The sequence below is a fragment of the Exiguobacterium sp. RIT452 genome, assembly GCF_003598705.1.
GTDB classification, from domain to species: Bacteria; Bacillota; Bacilli; order Exiguobacteriales; family Exiguobacteriaceae; genus Exiguobacterium_A; species Exiguobacterium_A undae.
On record NZ_QXJB01000001.1, the window covers coordinates 819,314 to 836,018 of the forward strand.

Genomic DNA, 16,705 nt, shown 5'->3' on the forward strand with positions numbered 1-16,705 from the left:
ACTCTTATTGTAGAGATGTCAAGAACGATTAGAAAGGTAAAATGGATGATTTTAGTCAATTTAACGATAAAAGTGGTAGTATTAGGGAAAGGTAGAAGGGAGAATAAGATGAGTGGATTCGTTAAGAAGCTGTTGATCGTCAGTGGTGTGATGGTGGTGATGACGGGATTGGTCATCTTTTTGTTCGTTCAATCGATGGAGCCGGAAGAAGAGGGAGAAGACCGCGTGTTACGTGAAACAACACCGTATATTGCGGAACACTTCAAAGACGCGAAAGTACTTGGTGTCCTATATGACAATATGAGCAACTATTTTACGTTTGATTATGCGGTTCAACTATATGATGCGAAGACGGACACAGAATTTCTGGTCTATGTCGATCAAACGACGAATGAAGTCGCCGATACCTTTTTGACAGAAAAGTGGTCGAAGGAATTGATGGATGATATGCGTCCACTTGTGGAAAAAGTTTTTGGCAAAGGAACGGAGTATAGGGTGATCTATGAGGAAGAGGATGTACGGAAGCTGAAAATCCAACCGTCGAATCCAATGGCTTACCGGGACGCTCAAGTATTGCCGTTCATTACTTTTACTCTAAACCGGAATCGTGTCCCGAATGAAGAAGAGAATCTGGCACGATTAGCAACTGTTTTACAGACAAAGAAAATTCTCCAACACGGGAATCTGAAAACGGAATATGTAGATGACCAAGGTGTTGTGAGGGAAGGGGAAGTCGATCTCAACAAAAGTTTTTGAATCAAACAAAGACATAATGAAGTAAGTAAGGGAAAGGAAGCAACTTCAATCGTATACTACTGGACACGGAGGTGAACGTAACGTGCGAAAAAATTATACTGTCATGTTTTTGATGCTGTTTTCCGCATTCATTGCAGGCGGACTCGGACTTCAAAATTTCTTTGACTCCGCCATGATTATCGGTGTCAGCCTGGGAACCGTCTGTCTTTTTTGTGCCGTCTGTTTTGCGGGCAGAAGTCATAAGACACAGTAATCTAACTCACTGTGTCTTATGACTTCTTTTATATAGTATAGGAATATTACTGTACCGGCTGTTTCGCCTCCCGCACCGGAAACAACAGACCCACTCCAATAATCAGAGCACACCCGATAAAGATGGCCGGTAATCCAAGAGTCGCGACGAATGACATCGTTCCGAGAATGATTAAGTCGAACGCGGAATCGACGAGATTGAGCAGGGAGAGCGTCGTCGCCCGGCTGCCGGACGGGATATGTTCGTTGATGATGCCGGAATAAAGCGGTTGGCGGATTGACCGGAGCATCCGGAGGACAAAAAAGAGCACTAAGGCGATCCATAAGCTGTCAAACAGGAAACTGGCCAACGTAACGGCAAGCAGTGTGACGACGCCGGACAGTTGCATCAATGTCGTCCGTTTAAACCGGAGCAACAGCCACGCGAGATGTCGGGTGATCAGCATGCTGAGTAGAGCGGCGCTTGCGTACAAAACACCGAGCCATGCAACGGGAAGTCCGGCTCCCGTCACATACGGTTGCTCAAACTTTCCGAAAATGACGACAGATGGAATCAATACTATCGTGAAGTTGAGAAAAACTTTAATCAGATCCGGTGATCGGCGGATGATCTGCCAACCGTTTTTGACATGGGTATACGGGTTGTCCCGGAACTGATCAAACGATTTAGGATTGATCAGACTGAAAATCAAGAAGAATTCGATGATTTTGAAGAGAATTCCGATGAGGATCAGAAATTGGAACTGACTTTCCGCTAAATCGCGGACGAGATAGGCGCCGATCAGGCTGGTAAAAATCGTGACGGAGAACATGACGGACGAGATCTTCGCCATGACCTGACTCATCGTCTTTTCCTGACCGCTTTCCTTTAATGATTCGTAAATCAAGGCATCGTCTGAACCGGAAAAGAAGGACGTGGATAATCCCCACAGCAGTCCCTGAATCGAAAACCACCAGAGATTGTCTGCGACCAGCAACAGACTGGTTGAGAAAATACTGATCAGGCTGCCGGTTAAAAACGATGCTTTTGGTCCAAAGCGATCGGCAAAGGCACCGGTCGGGATTTCCGATACTAACGTCGCGGCACAATACATGAAGAGGATGATCAGAATGTCAGATGCCGACAAGCCACGATGAAAATAAAACAAGGTGATGACCGGATCGAGGAGATTGATCGTACCGAACAAGGTGATGAAATAAAAGACACGGACGTTATGAGTAGCTAAATTATGATGATTTCGTTTGATGAACATGCTGTTTCCTAACTTGACCTGTAGTGATGAATCGGTGATAAACTGTATCTTATATGATTATAATGATAATATATGGAATTACAAAGGAATAATTAGGGAGTTAGGAGGAGTGATATGAAAATTCAGTTGAAGACCTGTACGGCACTGGACGCAGAAGAGTTATATACATTTGAACTCAAGAACCGCACATATTTTGAACAATCGATTCCGTCACGCGGAGATGACTATTACATGCCTGAGATGTTTAAGCAACGCCATGCGTCGCTTTTGCAGGAACAGCGAGATGGCACTTCGTTCTTTTACCTGATCAAAGATGAAGGCGGAGAAATTATCGGTCGTATCAATCTCGTCGATTGGGATGTAACTACGAAACGGGCAGAACTTGGGTACCGGATCGGACAAAATCATACGGGTAAGGGGATTGCCAAAGAGGCCGTCCGGCTGTTGATTGGACAATGTCGGAAACTTGATATCAAGGAAATTCAAGCAAAAACGACGGATGGAAACATCGCTTCGCAAAAAATCCTGACAGGTAACGGATTCCAACAAGAAAGCAAAGCAGTAGAAGTCGAACTGAACGGTCAACGGATGATGCTTATTCAGTTCAAACGGACGATGCTCGACTGACGTCAAAAATGACTCCGGTAGTTTTAACCGCGAGTCATTTTTTAGGATTATTATACGATTTTTTGAGAATCCTATGCGAAATCCAAAAATACAGAATCGCTGATGCGCCGCAAAGCATCAGGAAAGGCAGCAAGAACAACAGTTCACTGAACCGAACGGCTCCGTTATGATTTAGTAAAACAATAACCAGGGCGATTGTACTGCCTGATGCACCATACAACAAAGGGACTGTCTTCCGGTGCTTAGGGAAGAATGTAACAAATCGTTTCTTCAGCCAATCGACGAGGATTCCTGAAATGAAGATGACGGGAAACGAATAGAACGTGTAAATGAGAAAATAATCAAAAGCCACGGAAAAGACATCTTCATCTGATTCTTCGAAAAATGCATAAACGGATAAAACCAACGTCAATATACCGGAAGTGGCGATTGCGGTCAGAGCGGCCGCGAATAATTTGTTCAACATTTTGTTCAACATACAGGAGTCTCCTTTTTATGAACACGCCGGAAGGCTCGTTCAATCAGCTGGTTTACGAGATAGTAGAGCAGGGCGGAACCTCCGGCAATCGTTAGGGAAACCGGGACTTCAAAAGCCTCTTTCGTAAATGTCAGGATTAAAATCGTTCCAATCAAGACGCCCGACAGGACATACAAAACGGCCTGTATGACAAACCGAAGCCGGGTCGAAAAAAGATGTTTTGATCTGTTCCCGATTAGCACATCCGTCAAGACCCCGGAAACCAGTAGAATGGGCAGGGTATACATCAAATGAAGAACAAAGATGCCGCTCGCTGATGAATACATCGTATCGCTTGCCCGTTCCGACATTGGTGTATAAGACCAGCAGGTTAAAACACCGGAAATCAAAACGGATGTCAGAACGACAGTAGCCATTTTTTTTAGCATGATGTTTTTCCTTTCCTTTTAACGATTACGAATCGTCAGATAATATTTTGCGTTACTGACCATCAAGATGGAGGTAATGACGAAAATGCTGAATAGCTGAGAGCTCGACGTCGACAGCGAGTAGAAGAGCAGCAAGATGATTCCAACGATCAGCATCATATTAACAAGAGAATGTGTTTTGTACAGTCCTTCGAGCATGACGTGTTTTTCCCCGTCATCCGATGCCGCGAGGAGTTTCATGGCATAATCCGTTTCACTGATGTCCGGAAGCTTCCGTTCCGGATACATGTGCTGAACCAGCGCCTGAAACCGGATCGAACCAATCAGTCCGACACCCATTGCGACGAAGCCAGTCACGACTAAGGAAAGCTGTTGATCGAGCACTAAATTCACACTGACCAATACAAGACTAAGCGGAAGCACTAGGTTTAAACTCAGTGTGCCATCACTGAACCAGCGATACATCTGTTGATCAGCCGAGTCTTCCGCGTCTCCCGTCAACGGTTGGTGGAGAAGGCGTTGAATTTGCCGATAACGAATCAGTGGAAACAGAAGTAAGCCGATCAGGACAACAAGCAAAAAGCCATTGACCCACACGCTGTACTCTGAAAAGGCGATTCCCTCGAGCGGACTGCTCAACATCCAGTACATCAAGAAAAATCCAATAGCGCCGCCAACAAGCATCCGTAATATCAACTGTAGATTTTTGTTCACAGTAACTCCTCCTCGTCGAATTGAAAGATATCCTCGATTGTCGTTTCGAAGACCCGGGCAATTTTAGTGGCAATCAGAAGCGACGGCATGAACTCCTCCCGCTCAATCAAACTGACTGTCTGGCGTGAAATATTGGCGCGTTTTGCCAGTTCTGTCTGATTCCATCCATGGCGTGCCCGTAGTTCCTTCACTTTTGATTTCATTTCCTTCACCTCACTTGAATTGTAAACGATACTTGTCTTTATGACAACGATAATAGTCAAAAAGATAATGAAACTAGTCATTCCAGAAAAAAACTTGTCAGGAAAAGACAGAGACAGATTTTCACGAACTAGAAAACGGCGTCAAATAATCGTATAGTCATATATAGAATAATGATGATTTTAACAAAATTTGGTTTATACACTTGGATTTTTCAGTAGAGAGTATATACGATGAAGGGGGAAACAGATGAAGACCGTAAAGCGCAAACTAGAAAATGATTTTAATGAGTTAATGAAGAGTGCGGACACATTTCCTCGATTCATTGAACAGAGTCGAGCGTTTATTCATAAGTATGATGAAATGGTCATTTGGGCATCGATTGATTTTCAAAGGGATACATCAAATCAACAATACGAAGACCGGCTGAAAGAAGTGCAGCGTGACATCAAACCGCTCTTGGCAGTTTGTAAAAAAAGACTATACGACATCTGTCTCGAGAAGCACGGCGAAGCAATTGAAAATACACGAATGCAAACCATTTTAATGCACCAACAAACATCGTTTTCAGACAAAAACATCTTGATCCGTCAGCAAGAGGATGAACAAATCAACCGATACATCCAATTAATCGGGAGTCTGCAATCCATGGATGAAGAAGCTGTCTTGATCCATGATTTAACGGCGTTACTTTTTGAATCCGATGAAGACGTACGCGAGACTGCCTACCGGGCGATTCATCTTTCCTATCAACATCACGCCGAATCACTTCAGAGTATTTTTTCAGAGCTGATTCGATTACGCCACGAGAAAGCCAAAAATCTGGAACTTGAGCACTATGTGGCATATGCCTTCATGGAATTGGGGCGGATTGATTATACCTCGAAAGAATGTCTGCAATTGGCATTGGCTGTCCAAAAGCATATCGTGCCGCTGAAAGAAGTATTTCAAGAGGAACAAACCAGATTTTTGGGGAAACAACAACTTCGCCCGTGGGATGTACGGATCTCTCCGTATTCGGACGTCCAAGAGACGGCAAGTACATCTGTTGAAAGTCTGTTGGAGACGATCGGAACAATTTTAAGTAATCTGGATCCATCTTTTCATAAAGTGTTGGAAGAACTTAAATCTCAAAAGCATCTAGATCTTGAAGGAAGAGCCCATAAAGCGGCTGGCGGTTTTTGTGAATTCCTTCCGGAGTCTGAAACGTCGTTTCTTTTCATGAATCGAACACAAACATTTGATGATGTGGTCATTCTCATTCATGAACTGGGACATGCGGTCCATCATGATTTAATGAAAGACGCGCCGGACAACTTTCAGCAGATCCCGATGGAAGTAGCGGAGTTCGCATCGATGACATTCGAACTTCTTTCCATGGAGTTTTGGCATCTGGCGATTGAAGATGCAGCACATGTCCGGAAGGCAAAACTCGAGCAATTCAGGCTGGTCATCGAGTTTTTACCTCAAACCATCATCGTCGATCAGTTTCAGGAATGGTTGTATCGAAATCCATCACATACCGTTGAAGAACGAAATGAACAGTTTGCCTCCTTGCGCGACCGGTTTGACTCCAACGCCATCGACTGGAGTACACTCTCGAGGTGGAAAGGGGAGGAGTGGCTGAGCATCATTCATTTGTTTGAGACACCCTTTTATTATATTGAGTACGCGATGGCGCAAATTGCGGCCTTACAGATGTACCGGAAATACAAAGCGCAACCGCAACAAACCATCGAAGCTTTTAAAACAGCGCTCCGCGCGACCCGCACACATTCAGTCAAAGAAGTCTACGCGTTGGCGGGCGTGTCATTTGATGTCTCTGAACACGAGATGCAAGCACTCATTTGTTTTGTTCAAGAAGAAATCGACAAGCTGCAACATCTTAAAAACCATTAACTATTTTTAAATGTGGGTACCATGAAATATTTAATTTCCTGAGTACTAGTAAGCAGTTGTCTGACTCATGTGTGTTCAAAAACACCCCCACTTCCGTATCAGGAAGTGGGGGTTGTCTGCTTAAACTGCCATGAAGACATCTTCTAACGAGGTGACCTCGATTTTCACTTCGTAAATCTTAACGCGCTGGGCGGTCAATCGTTCGATCAAGAGTGGAATGACTTCCTCCTCGTTCACTTCGATGACGCTGACTGCTTGATCGTGTTTAATGAACTGGACGTCATTGATTCCGCATTCCTGTAATCTCATCGCGTCCAGTGAGGGATTCGTGCGGAGATGAACGTGGATCGTCTCTTTCGCTGCATGTTTTAATTGTGCCACCGTACCGACTTTGGCAATCATCCCGTCCGTCATGATGGCGACGGTATCACAAATTTTTTCGATCTCCGTCAGATTATGTGACGTCAGGAAAATGGTCTTGCCCTGCTCTTTTAAAGTGAGGATCAACTGTTGAATCAGGATGGCGGACTCCGGATCAAGACCGGATGTTGGTTCGTCGAGAAAAATGAGTTCCGGATTGCCGAGCAAAGCTTGTGCAATACTGATTTTCTTTTTCATCCCGAAGGAAAACGACTTGATTTTTTGTTTTTCGACGTAAGGTAAGCCAACTTGTTCCAGCAATTGACTTAACTCGGCTGTGCTTCTGGTATCTCCTTTTAAGGCGGCCATGTACTTTAAAAAGTCGAGTGCTTTCATATGTTGGTAAAGGTTTGACGTATCCGGCATGACGCCGATCTTCTGTTTGATCCTCTCCATCTGGTGATGAGTTTCCCCTAAAATTGAGAAGTAGCCGCTCGTCGGTTGAGTGATGCCGGTCAAGATATGAATGAACGTTGACTTGCCGGCACCGTTACGCCCCAGAAAACCAAAGATTTCCCCTTGTGTGACGTGAAGTTGAATCCCTTTCAACACGTCGTTGCCGGCATAACGTTTATGTAGATCGTTCACTTCAATTGCGAGCATGATTACAAATCCCTTCTGTTGAACATAAAATAAGATGCTGCGAGAAACAGGATGCCGATCACGAACGGCATGACGAGATATCCGTTTGATTCCACGACATAGTAGTACGGCAACAGATACTTAAAGGGCAGCAAGTACCAGTTGCTCGAAAAGGCAGCCCAAAATCCGAGAATCGGACAGAGAATCCCGAGTAAGATTCCGACGAACATCGTCATGCTGGGACGTGAAATCCATGTCGATAAAAAGATGTTTAAACACGTGATGAAAAACAGGACGGTGCAGACCGTCAGATAATCGAGTAAAAACCATGACCGGGCATAGAGGGAAACAATCAAAAAACTGATCGAAATGGCACCGATCCAAAATAAAAATGATCCTAAAAACTTACCGAGGATGATATTAAAACGTGATGTTTTACTGACGAGCAGTCGAATGGTTTGATAGTCAATCTCACGGTTGATGATGTCGTGCGAAACCGCAAAGACAAACAAGAAACCGAAAAAGAAAATCAAGAACTTGATGCTCGAGGTATAGGCAGCTTGACTGTCGAGATTGCCCAGTAATTCCGGATGGTTGGTCAAATAAGAGGCGGTCACGACCGACGTCAAGGTAAAGAACAGGACAATCGCGACAGACTTAAAGCTTTTAAACGTATGAAAAAACTCATTTTTCAATATGGGGATCATATTAAGCTCCTATGGATATGTATTGGGGTGGAATCAAACGAATCAGCTGATTTCACCGGTCCGTCCGCAATGGAATTCAATCGTTGGTATATGTCCCGTCACGATTCCGTCCATCGTATAGTAACCGCCGAGACTGATTTCGTAGGTTTGATTGGCATCGATTCGCGTCGCTGTATAACCTTTTTGAACCCAGGTCCCTTTGGTGCGGGATTCGGACGTAACGGAGACCGTATCCGAACAGAGTTGACGTTCGGCACTTTGACTGTAATCGGTCGTAATATCCGCTATGACGTTGATTTCAATTGACTGTTCCGGTTTGACCGCCTGTTTCTCGTCCGATGTCAAAGCGATCTTGAACGTACTCCGCTTTTTGGCGATTTTTCTGAACTCCTCGACCGGACGCCAGTCTTCGTCCCGAAAGGCATAGATTGGGGCTAACTCTAGCTCACCGTCCGGATGACGTTGATTCACGGATTCAATCACGATTTCGTATTGTTGATACAACTCATTTTTTTGCTGCGTCGAAGGTCCCTTTGTCTCAGCAATCGCGTCCGGTGACAACGGAACGAGCAGCGCAAGGGACAATAAAGCAGCAGATATTGTTTTTTTCATCGACATTCGTGTACTCCTTTTTCAGGCCATGATTTTTTGATACTGGATCAGCGTCGCGTTGGCAGTCAGCGGTTTCCGGACACCGATTTCAACGTAGCCTATCTTTTCGTACAATAAACACGTTTTTGCCTCTTCAAGCAGACTGGACAGTTCCCATGTCACGGCCTGCGGATAACGGGCTTCCGCGAGCAGCATAGCTTGTTTGGCAAATCCTTTACCTTGTGCATCCGGTGCTAGAAACAGCGGACTGATCCGGAAATGAACGTCTTCTTTCCAGCGAATACAGATCGCGCCGACGAGCTGTCCGTCCGCGATGATTTTTAGGAACGTGCTTGTCGGATGATGAATCCGCGCGTAGACCCGGTCAATCGTTTCATTGGCAGGGTTCGTGTCGTAATCTTGATATTTCTTAAGCAACGGACTGAACGCTGCGACTTGCAGTTCAAATAAAGCAAGAGCATCGCTGCCGATTGCCGGTTCCAAATGAATCATCCTAATCCTCCTTTTTTTAACGTAATGGAATTATTTTACCATAAGGTCATTCGCATGGAATTATTTTTCCTTTTTTATGGAGGACTATCCCTGACTGAAAAAGACTATGGTATAGTAGATAAGTTAAAAAATACCATCTATTGATCTAAGGGGGAAGGAACATGACACGCCAAAAAAATATCGTCTATAACGTCTTATTAAACGAGACACGGGATCAGGTCCTGATGGTCAAAAACATCGGACCATCGTATTCGTATTACACGTTGCCCGGGGGAACGGTCGAAGCGGGGGAGACGTTACCGGAAGCAGCAATCCGGGAGGCGAAGGAAGAGACCGGTTATGACGTTACGGTCGGGGAACTGTTACACGTCAGCGAAGCCTTTTTCCCACAAGTCGATGAACACTGTCTGTTCTTCTTTTTCCAGTCGGAGATTCGCGGGGGCGAACTCGGCACGATTTTCCCGGATGAGATTGAGGAAATTTCGTGGGTGACGATTGCGGACGCCGTCCAGTTCATGAACCTGTCGAAAGAATATGAACAGATTTTGACGACGCAACAGACGGTACCGTACGTCTTCAACGGACAAATCACCCATTGAGTGGAGGGACACGCATGCAGATTATCGAAACAACGGATCTGGATACACTGGCCCGGCTGAACCGCTACGTCCATGAACCGCATGTCGCGCAACAGCCGGACTTTTTTAAACCGTACGACTTTGCGACGGTCCGAGCGTTTTTTGCACAAATCATCGGAACCGGCAATCACCAGTTTTTAGTCGCGGAACTGGACGGAGAAGCCATCGGATACGTCTGGATCGAATACCTCCGGCGTCCGGAAAGTGCCTTCAACTTTGCCAATACCAAAGTCCGTGTCCATCATCTTTGTATTGTCGATGACAAACAGCAGCAGGGATTTGGTCGTCAGTTATTGCTTGAAGTCGAGCGACGGGCACTCGCACAAGGTATACATAAGATTGATCTCGATTACTGGATGAGCAACGACGGAGTCGATGTCTTTTACGAACGGCTCGGTTTTGAAAAAATGCGGCAAGTCGTCGCGAAATCATTACGTTGAAAGAAGGAATCAAGAATGGATTACACGGATTTGAATTTTATCTTCGGACTGTTACATTTATTTGTTCAGTTCATGGCCGTCCCGGCAGCCATCTACGCACTGTATTTATTACGCAAAATTGCCAATAAATAAGCGGCACCTTGTTTCCATTGGAGACAAGGTGTTTTGTGTTGAGCGTGATTATTTCCATTGAAAACAGGGTATTTCAAGTAGGAGCGACGAGTCACGAAAGCCTTGAAACTAGGAGGGATTGGATGTTATTTTTATTCATCGGCTACTACGATGCAGAAAAGATGAATCAGTCCTCGCAGCAAGAGCTCGATGCCGTCATGGAACGCTGTAATGTACCGTTGGAAGATTTTTTTACAAAAACGAACGTCTTGTATGAGTGGCATCCGGGAGCGGAGACGAAACGGGTCCGGCTCCTCGGCGGACAGATTGAACGTCAGGACGGACTGGACCCGGATAAAACGGAGCAGATCGGCAGTTTGGTCGTCTTTGAAGCGGTTGATTTGGAGCAGGCCGTCGATTTGGCCTTGCTCCATCCGACGACTCAGATTGAGGAAGCGGAGCAGTACGGCTGGCGGATGGAAGTACGGCCGTTGATTGATCCAAAAGAAGCAGAATAAGACGTCCATCACCATACAACGCATTGATGCGTTGTATGGTTTTGTCATGTTGGGTAAAGCAGTTTCATAATCGATTACTAGAAATCAGAAAGTCAGGTGAAGCAGACGTGTCGATCATTACATTTGATGACGTCCAGTACAAACACATACTCCGTGGCATCACGGGAGGATTCACGGAAGGGAAAATCACGACGCTCGTCGGACCAAGTGGTGCGGGAAAATCCACCTGCTTAAAGCAGATGAACGGGCTGATCTCACCGGACGGGGGACGGGTTTGTTACCGTGGTGAAGATTTAGAACAACTGGACCTCGTTGAACTCCGGAAAAAAATCGGGATGGCGTTTCAAAGCGCTCCGATGTTACCGGGAACGGTCGGCGATAACCTCAGCTTACCGAAAACAATTTTTCACGAGACGCTGGCGACGGACGAAGCCAATCGCTTACTGGGATTGGTCGATTTGCATGTTGACCTGAACCAACCGGTCAAAGAACTGTCGGGCGGTGAACGAAGCCGGCTCGCGATTGCTAGGACGCTCGTTAATCGACCGGATGTGTTGTTGCTCGACGAAATCACGTCCAGTCTCGACTTTCGGATGGTCAAGGAAATCGAGCAGCTGATTCAACGGTTGCAACGGGAACTCGAAGTGACCGTCATCTGGATCACGCATGATCTGGATCAGGCACGGCGTGTCAGTGAAGACGTCTGGTTCCTAAAAGACGGACAACTACTGGAGCAGGGCAACGTCTCGCTGCTTGAACCAGACGAAGCACGTTCGGACATTCAGGCGTTCCTAAAGGGGGAATTGTCATGAGTTACGTTCAGTTGGCAACCTCTTTAATCTTTATCGCAATTCCGCTGATTCTCGCCTTTACACTGAAACTCGGTCTCGAAAAAGACATCCTGATCGCGACCGTCCGCTCGATCATTCAGTTGCTGATCATCGGCTATATCCTGACATTCGTTTTTGAGAGTGAAAGTCCGATTTATATCCTGCTGATGATTCTGTTAATGATCGGTGCGGCGACACTGAACGTCATCCGTAAAGGCGACGGGATTCCCGGTATCCAGTGGATTGTCCTTGCGACCTTGGTCTCGGTCGAAGTGTTGACAATGGGACTGATGCTTGGATTGAACATCATTCCGTTTGAAGCCCAGCAAGTCATCCCAATCAGTGGGATGGTAATCGGAAACTGTATGATTTTGTCGCTGTTATTTCTTAATAAGTTCAAGGACGAGGTCGAACGGGGTGATGAAGTCATCGAACTCATCTTGTCGCTCGGCGGTGATACGAAAACAGCCATCGATACAAGTCTCAAGAGTGCCATCCGGACGAGCATGATTCCGACGATTGAAGCGCAGAAGACAATGGGCTTGGTTCAACTGCCCGGCATGATGAGCGGACTGATCATCGGCGGAGCCAATCCGATGGAAGCGGTCCTCTATCAGTTACTGATCTTATTCCTGTTACTGACGACGGCAGCAACGTCCGCCGTACTTGTCGGTTACATGTCTTACCGGAAACTGTTTAATCAAAAGTCACAGTTCATCGGTTTGACGTACCGGAAAGACAAACATAACTGATCGAAACTCTGAAACAGCCCTCTGAAACACTCAGTGGGCTGTTTTTGTTTTTGAAAAATATTCCTTTTTACAGCTGGTGTTTTGTGTATAATGAAAAATGGAATTAAATTGTAAAATCAGAGGTGTTGGAATGACCAGCTTACTACAAATTGAACGGTTGACGAAAACATATCAACGGGGAACGGAGACGGTCCATGCACTCGACGATGTCTCGTTTTCGATGCAAGAAGGGGAATTCATTGCCATCATGGGCACAAGCGGTTCCGGTAAAAGCACCTTGTTGAACATTCTCGGAGCACTTGATCAGCCGACAAGCGGTACGTTGCGGTTGCGGGATGAAGCGCAACGAGAAATCTTCACGGAACCGGCGGCAACCTTGTACCGGCAACAAAATATCGGCTTTATTTTTCAATCGTTCCATTTGCTCGACGATTTGACGGTTTCAGAAAATGTGGCACTGCCGTTGATGCTTGCCGGTACTGATGCGAAGACAATCCGGCAACGGGTAGACCATCTTCTCGAACCTGTTGGACTTTCACGATGGGCGAAACATCGGCCGACCGAACTGTCGGGCGGTCAACAACAACGGGTGGCAATTGCCAGGGCATTGATTACAGAGCCGCCAATCATTTTGGCGGACGAACCGACCGGGAATCTTGATTTCAGGACGTCGACGGAAATCATGACGCTGCTGAAGGCGCTGAACAAGGAACAACAGACAAGCATCCTGCTCGTCACGCATGATGCGCAGGTCGCGTCTTACGCCGACCGGGTATTGTACTTCCACGACGGACGTATCGTGGCCGATCAGCCGTCGACCGGAGAACTTGGACCCATCATGGAGACGTTCGAGCGCTACGTGAGGTCGGTATGAAGCAGGAGAAACAGCATTTGTTCCGGTTGGCACTGAAATTATACCGGAAAAGTCCGATGATTCTTCTGACCTCAATCGGCAGCGTATTGATTTCGATTTTACTTGTCCTGTCGATGGTCTTGTTCGTTTCGCAAAGCCAGGCTTCGGTTCAAGCCGATATCGAGCGGCTCTACGGCAAGATGGACTTGTCGGTCGGCTATCAAAGTGGACAGACGAATGTCATCGATCAATCCTTTTTGGACCGGTTGACAGGAGATCAACAGACCCGGCAGATTTCACCGATTTTGATTACGAATTTGACGGTCACCGGACAAACGACGGCGGATGTTTATACGATCGGGACAAAAAATGATACGCTCGCCAAAAGCCGCTATCGTTTTAAGCAATCAGTGGGGCGGGGCGAGGTCATTCCGAATGCGGGGTTGGCCAAAGCCTATGATGTCAAAGTAGGACAGACACTCACGATTGCAGGTAACAAGTACAATGTGATTGAAATCCTGCCGGACGCATCAGCGAGCGGAGCAGCACCGGATACGCTAGTGATGTCGTATGCGGATGTCAAAGAATTGAATGCAACCGTCGGGCAAGAAGGTCTTGCAACATATGTATTGATTCAGTTGAAAAAGGACGCGGATGTCGTTGCCTATGCGGATCGACTGACACAAGCCACATCTGGACTACGCGTCGAACTTGCCGAAACCGAAACTTCAAACGTCAACGGTGTCTCGGCCATGCAGGTCTATGTCGGCATCATTGCCGGACTGATTTTAATCGTCTCCGCGTTTATCCTGATGACGAATTTTGATGTCTTTCTCCGCAAACACCGGTATCAGTTCGCCATCATGCGGACGCTTGGGGCGACGACGCGGCAATTGTTCCAAATCTTCATGATCCAGTCGAGTCTGATTGTCTGCGCCGGAGCTCTGATGGCTTTCTTATTAAGCGGATTGTTTTACAGCATCCTGCAGGAGCAGTGGCGGGAACTGTTTGCATTGAAGGGAGCGGTCATTCCGTTTGATGGGCAACTGGCCTTTTTCGTTACAATCGGTAGCAGCCTGTTGATTCTCTTATTGCTGAGTGCTGCTGCTTACCGCAACCGGCGAATTCTGCCGCTCCATGTCATGCGCCAAAATCATGATGGACCTAAAGCGTCGCAGCTCCGGGAACGTTTCGTTAAATTTTTCGTCGCACTCACAGCAGGGGCGCTGTTATATGCGACGATTCTCGCGCAAACAGACAATCACCGAGCCGGTGGGTATCTCGTATCGACCATCAGTTTTCTTCTGATGATGTACAGCGCAACGCCCTTGTTGCTGCAACGGCTGTTGGTCCGAATTGAACCGTTGCTTCAAAAAGTGGCTGGACCGACGACGTTTGTGGCTGTTCGGAGTGTCTTGCCGCAAATACGGAAAAACGCGTTGCTGATGTTGATCGTCCAAATCCTGCTGGTTGTTGTTGTCCTCGGTTCGACCTTCCTTGAAACAATTAAACAAAATGAGCTGACCTATCTGAAGACGCAATATCCGACGGAACTGGTCCTGAAAAGCCGCTTGATTGAAGGGACAAAAGCTGATCCACTTGAACTGACACAGACGATTGAAGAGGAGCTGCCGGAAGCAAAAAGTACGTTCGTTTCTCCGGTAAGTGGACTTGAAATCATAAAATCAGATCACACCATTACTTTAAATTACGCATTGACAGACCTTGAAAAACTTGACGTAATCGGGAAATCCGTTCGCTCTTTGGAAAACGATCAATTCATCGTCTCTAAAGCATTTGCGCAAGCGAATGAATTGGAAGTTGGTGACCGTCTTGAGGTGGGGCGTTTTATCGACGGAGAAACGGGCACCGTCTCGATTGGTCAATTTGAAGTCGGACAGATTGACCCGGACTTACCAACGGACGCCTGGTTCGACTGGCGGTCGTCAATCCGGACTTCTGAAGACCGGCTTGGTGCACTGTATATCGATGCGGCCGACACGAAGCAGACACAGACCGTGTTGCAGGAACTGACGACACGTTATCCGACGCTCCAGTTGAACCGGTATGAGACGTCCGTCAACCTGGCGAATCAGCAACTGCAAGAACGATGGATCGTCTTCATCGTCGCGCTGGCTGTCATGAGTGTATCCGTCTGGTTTGGTCTCGCCAATTCGTTATTAAATTATTTGGCGACGAAACGACGCGAGTATGCGTTACTCCGGACGTTGGTCTTGACCCGGTCATCGCTCCGACGTTTGATTTTGATTCAAATGCTGATTTTCATCGGTAGCGGCATCGGATTCGGACTCGTCACCGGGATTGGCACCACCTTCTTGATCTCACGCGTCGATGGCGGAAACATCGCACTGGACTTAACGAGTATCAACATGACGGTTACCGGACTTGTCGTGTTGGTGTTTGGACTGATCTGGTTCACGACAAGATGGAACCAGGAGAATCTAGTCGAAGAATTGAATCAGTGACGACAAAAACCGTGAACCCGATTCCTGAAAGAGGAATGGATTCACGGCTTTTTTTTATTCTGCGAATTTTTCAGCAAGCGGACGAAAAAGAAGAATGCAACCAGCACAAGTAGAATATTTGTTACGAGCGTCAATCGCGGCAGATCAAGGACGGTGGTGTTCAGGAGATTGACGAGAATCAATCCCGCCAATAACAAGCGAAACATTAAAGGAAAAGTGCGAGAAGACAAATGAAGACCTCCTTTCTCCTCCTGCTTTTCTTCAATAAGCAGGAGGTGTGGAATGAACAGCGAATTCTGTCTAAAGAGAACAAAACGGAAACGGGGCGTTCGAAATGCGAAAGACGGTACTGGCACTACTCTTATTAGGAATGATCGGCGGCATCGGTTGGTTTTTTCTTGAGCAGGAACAGGATGAGACGTTTGAACAAATCGTGCGTGCCCGGGTGACGAAACATGTCGCCGAGCAATATGGCAAAGAGACGATCGTTGCGGTCCGGTCTGCCTATGACAAGACGGCTTCTTCAAAAGAAGCGAGACATCAAGTCGCCGTACAATTGAACACGGACCCTCGCGGTGAGTATCAGGTCTTTCGACTGGCGAAGCAGCAGGTCGTCTTCATTGGACGCACCCGCTCGTTGCCGGAACGGGAATGAA

General features: G+C 46.7%; 20 protein-coding genes. 11 read left to right on the plus strand and 9 right to left on the minus strand.

Going from position 1 to position 16,705, the window contains the following annotated elements; genetic code table 11:
* Positions 1 to 108: 108 nt before the first annotated feature.
* The gene (locus D3D03_RS04365) at positions 109 to 756 is read left to right on the plus strand and encodes a hypothetical protein (RefSeq protein ID WP_026833006.1); all 648 of its coding nucleotides are present in this window, start codon (positions 109 to 111) and stop codon (positions 754 to 756) included.
* Positions 757 to 1,055: 299 nt separating this feature from the next.
* On the opposite strand, the gene D3D03_RS04370 is transcribed toward D3D03_RS04365, so the two are convergent.
* The gene (locus D3D03_RS04370) at positions 1,056 to 2,261 is read right to left on the minus strand and encodes an MFS transporter (RefSeq protein ID WP_026833005.1); all 1,206 of its coding nucleotides are present in this window, start codon (positions 2,259 to 2,261) and stop codon (positions 1,056 to 1,058) included.
* 114 nt (positions 2,262 to 2,375) lie between these two features.
* On the opposite strand from D3D03_RS04370, the gene D3D03_RS04375 reads away from it, so the two are divergent.
* On the plus strand, positions 2,376 to 2,888 hold the full coding sequence (locus tag D3D03_RS04375; RefSeq protein ID WP_026833004.1) for a GNAT family N-acetyltransferase: 513 nt from the start codon (positions 2,376 to 2,378) through the stop codon (positions 2,886 to 2,888).
* Between the two features lie 34 nt (positions 2,889 to 2,922).
* On the opposite strand, the gene D3D03_RS04380 is transcribed toward D3D03_RS04375, so the two are convergent.
* Genes D3D03_RS04380 through D3D03_RS04395 form a run of 4 tightly spaced genes read right to left on the minus strand, consistent with a single transcriptional unit; the run spans position 2,923 to position 4,711 of the window.
* Positions 2,923 to 3,366, minus strand: a complete 444-nt coding sequence (locus tag D3D03_RS04380) for a hypothetical protein (protein ID WP_233550636.1) — start codon at positions 3,364 to 3,366, stop codon at positions 2,923 to 2,925.
* The gene (locus tag D3D03_RS04385) at positions 3,360 to 3,794 is read right to left on the minus strand and encodes a hypothetical protein (protein ID WP_026833002.1); all 435 of its coding nucleotides are present in this window, start codon (positions 3,792 to 3,794) and stop codon (positions 3,360 to 3,362) included. The genes D3D03_RS04380 and D3D03_RS04385 overlap by 7 nt, the downstream gene beginning before the upstream one ends.
* 18 nt (positions 3,795 to 3,812) lie before the next feature.
* Positions 3,813 to 4,508 (minus strand): DUF3169 family protein, encoded by a 696-nt coding sequence (locus D3D03_RS04390; protein ID WP_119922901.1) that lies wholly within the window; start codon positions 4,506 to 4,508, stop codon positions 3,813 to 3,815.
* Positions 4,505 to 4,711, minus strand: a complete 207-nt coding sequence (locus D3D03_RS04395; protein ID WP_119922902.1) for a helix-turn-helix transcriptional regulator — start codon at positions 4,709 to 4,711, stop codon at positions 4,505 to 4,507. Before D3D03_RS04395 ends, D3D03_RS04390 begins: the two co-directional genes overlap by 4 nt.
* Before the next feature lie 247 nt (positions 4,712 to 4,958).
* Here D3D03_RS04395 and D3D03_RS04400 point away from each other — a divergent pair, with 247 nt between their 5' ends.
* A complete protein-coding gene (locus D3D03_RS04400; protein ID WP_119922903.1) occupies positions 4,959 to 6,608 on the plus strand; it encodes a M3 family metallopeptidase in 1,650 nt (549 codons plus the stop codon).
* A gap of 120 nt (positions 6,609 to 6,728) precedes the next feature.
* On the opposite strand, the gene D3D03_RS04405 is transcribed toward D3D03_RS04400, so the two are convergent.
* Genes D3D03_RS04405 through D3D03_RS04420 form a run of 4 tightly spaced genes read right to left on the minus strand, consistent with a single transcriptional unit; the run spans position 6,729 to position 9,421 of the window.
* The gene (locus tag D3D03_RS04405; protein WP_119922904.1) at positions 6,729 to 7,631 is read right to left on the minus strand and encodes an ABC transporter ATP-binding protein; all 903 of its coding nucleotides are present in this window, start codon (positions 7,629 to 7,631) and stop codon (positions 6,729 to 6,731) included.
* A gap of 2 nt (positions 7,632 to 7,633) precedes the next feature.
* Complete coding sequence (locus tag D3D03_RS04410) at positions 7,634 to 8,317, minus strand: ABC transporter permease (RefSeq protein WP_119922905.1); 684 nt, start codon at positions 8,315 to 8,317, stop codon at positions 7,634 to 7,636.
* A gap of 42 nt (positions 8,318 to 8,359) precedes the next feature.
* Positions 8,360 to 8,929, minus strand: a complete 570-nt coding sequence (locus D3D03_RS04415) for a hypothetical protein (RefSeq protein WP_147367712.1) — start codon at positions 8,927 to 8,929, stop codon at positions 8,360 to 8,362.
* 21 nt (positions 8,930 to 8,950) lie between these two features.
* On the minus strand, positions 8,951 to 9,421 hold the full coding sequence (locus D3D03_RS04420) for a GNAT family N-acetyltransferase (protein WP_119922907.1): 471 nt from the start codon (positions 9,419 to 9,421) through the stop codon (positions 8,951 to 8,953).
* 161 nt (positions 9,422 to 9,582) lie between these two features.
* Between D3D03_RS04420 and D3D03_RS04425 the strand changes: the two genes are divergently transcribed.
* The 8 genes from D3D03_RS04425 (at position 9,583) to D3D03_RS04460 (ending at position 16,704) form a co-directional block, all read left to right on the plus strand.
* Positions 9,583 to 10,020, plus strand: a complete 438-nt coding sequence (locus D3D03_RS04425) for an NUDIX domain-containing protein (RefSeq protein ID WP_119922908.1) — start codon at positions 9,583 to 9,585, stop codon at positions 10,018 to 10,020.
* Positions 10,021 to 10,034: 14 nt separating this feature from the next.
* The gene (locus D3D03_RS04430; RefSeq protein ID WP_119922909.1) at positions 10,035 to 10,499 is read left to right on the plus strand and encodes a GNAT family N-acetyltransferase; all 465 of its coding nucleotides are present in this window, start codon (positions 10,035 to 10,037) and stop codon (positions 10,497 to 10,499) included.
* Between the two features lie 254 nt (positions 10,500 to 10,753).
* Positions 10,754 to 11,128, plus strand: a complete 375-nt coding sequence (locus tag D3D03_RS04435; protein WP_119922910.1) for a YciI family protein — start codon at positions 10,754 to 10,756, stop codon at positions 11,126 to 11,128.
* A 107-nt stretch (positions 11,129 to 11,235) separates the two neighbouring features.
* Positions 11,236 to 11,940 carry an ABC transporter ATP-binding protein gene (locus tag D3D03_RS04440; protein ID WP_119922911.1) on the plus strand — a complete coding sequence of 235 codons (705 nt, stop codon included), beginning with the start codon at positions 11,236 to 11,238 and terminating at the stop codon, positions 11,938 to 11,940.
* A complete protein-coding gene (locus D3D03_RS04445) occupies positions 11,937 to 12,710 on the plus strand; it encodes an ABC transporter permease (RefSeq protein ID WP_119922912.1) in 774 nt (257 codons plus the stop codon). The genes D3D03_RS04440 and D3D03_RS04445 overlap by 4 nt, the downstream gene beginning before the upstream one ends.
* A gap of 130 nt (positions 12,711 to 12,840) precedes the next feature.
* The gene (locus D3D03_RS04450; protein WP_119922913.1) at positions 12,841 to 13,584 is read left to right on the plus strand and encodes an ABC transporter ATP-binding protein; all 744 of its coding nucleotides are present in this window, start codon (positions 12,841 to 12,843) and stop codon (positions 13,582 to 13,584) included.
* A complete protein-coding gene (locus tag D3D03_RS04455; RefSeq protein WP_119922914.1) occupies positions 13,581 to 16,049 on the plus strand; it encodes an FtsX-like permease family protein in 2,469 nt (822 codons plus the stop codon). The genes D3D03_RS04450 and D3D03_RS04455 overlap by 4 nt, the downstream gene beginning before the upstream one ends.
* A 334-nt stretch (positions 16,050 to 16,383) precedes the next feature.
* On the plus strand, positions 16,384 to 16,704 hold the full coding sequence (locus tag D3D03_RS04460) for a hypothetical protein (RefSeq protein ID WP_119922915.1): 321 nt from the start codon (positions 16,384 to 16,386) through the stop codon (positions 16,702 to 16,704).
* Position 16,705: the final 1 nt, after the last annotated feature.

Bases quoted from the DNA above. Each gene is read 5' to 3' on its own strand.
- D3D03_RS04445 (WP_119922912.1), top strand. From the start codon at position 11,937: ATGAGTTACGTTCAGTTGGCAACCTCTTTAATCTTTATCGCAATTCCG.
- D3D03_RS04400 (WP_119922903.1), top strand. From the start codon at position 4,959: ATGAAGACCGTAAAGCGCAAACTAGAAAATGATTTTAATGAGTTAATG.
- D3D03_RS04385 (WP_026833002.1), bottom strand. From the start codon at position 3,794: ATGCTAAAAAAAATGGCTACTGTCGTTCTGACATCCGTTTTGATTTCC.
- D3D03_RS04455 (WP_119922914.1), top strand. From the start codon at position 13,581: ATGAAGCAGGAGAAACAGCATTTGTTCCGGTTGGCACTGAAATTATAC.
- D3D03_RS04435 (WP_119922910.1), top strand. From the start codon at position 10,754: ATGTTATTTTTATTCATCGGCTACTACGATGCAGAAAAGATGAATCAG.
- D3D03_RS04410 (WP_119922905.1), bottom strand. From the start codon at position 8,317: ATGATCCCCATATTGAAAAATGAGTTTTTTCATACGTTTAAAAGCTTT.
- D3D03_RS04415 (WP_147367712.1), bottom strand. From the start codon at position 8,929: ATGAAAAAAACAATATCTGCTGCTTTATTGTCCCTTGCGCTGCTCGTT.
- D3D03_RS04365 (WP_026833006.1), top strand. From the start codon at position 109: ATGAGTGGATTCGTTAAGAAGCTGTTGATCGTCAGTGGTGTGATGGTG.
- D3D03_RS04395 (WP_119922902.1), bottom strand. From the start codon at position 4,711: ATGAAATCAAAAGTGAAGGAACTACGGGCACGCCATGGATGGAATCAG.
- D3D03_RS04425 (WP_119922908.1), top strand. From the start codon at position 9,583: ATGACACGCCAAAAAAATATCGTCTATAACGTCTTATTAAACGAGACA.
- D3D03_RS04420 (WP_119922907.1), bottom strand. From the start codon at position 9,421: ATGATTCATTTGGAACCGGCAATCGGCAGCGATGCTCTTGCTTTATTT.
- D3D03_RS04450 (WP_119922913.1), top strand. From the start codon at position 12,841: ATGACCAGCTTACTACAAATTGAACGGTTGACGAAAACATATCAACGG.
- D3D03_RS04460 (WP_119922915.1), top strand. From the start codon at position 16,384: ATGCGAAAGACGGTACTGGCACTACTCTTATTAGGAATGATCGGCGGC.
- D3D03_RS04380 (WP_233550636.1), bottom strand. From the start codon at position 3,366: ATGTTGAACAAAATGTTGAACAAATTATTCGCGGCCGCTCTGACCGCA.
- D3D03_RS04405 (WP_119922904.1), bottom strand. From the start codon at position 7,631: ATGCTCGCAATTGAAGTGAACGATCTACATAAACGTTATGCCGGCAAC.
- D3D03_RS04375 (WP_026833004.1), top strand. From the start codon at position 2,376: ATGAAAATTCAGTTGAAGACCTGTACGGCACTGGACGCAGAAGAGTTA.
- D3D03_RS04370 (WP_026833005.1), bottom strand. From the start codon at position 2,261: ATGTTCATCAAACGAAATCATCATAATTTAGCTACTCATAACGTCCGT.
- D3D03_RS04430 (WP_119922909.1), top strand. From the start codon at position 10,035: ATGCAGATTATCGAAACAACGGATCTGGATACACTGGCCCGGCTGAAC.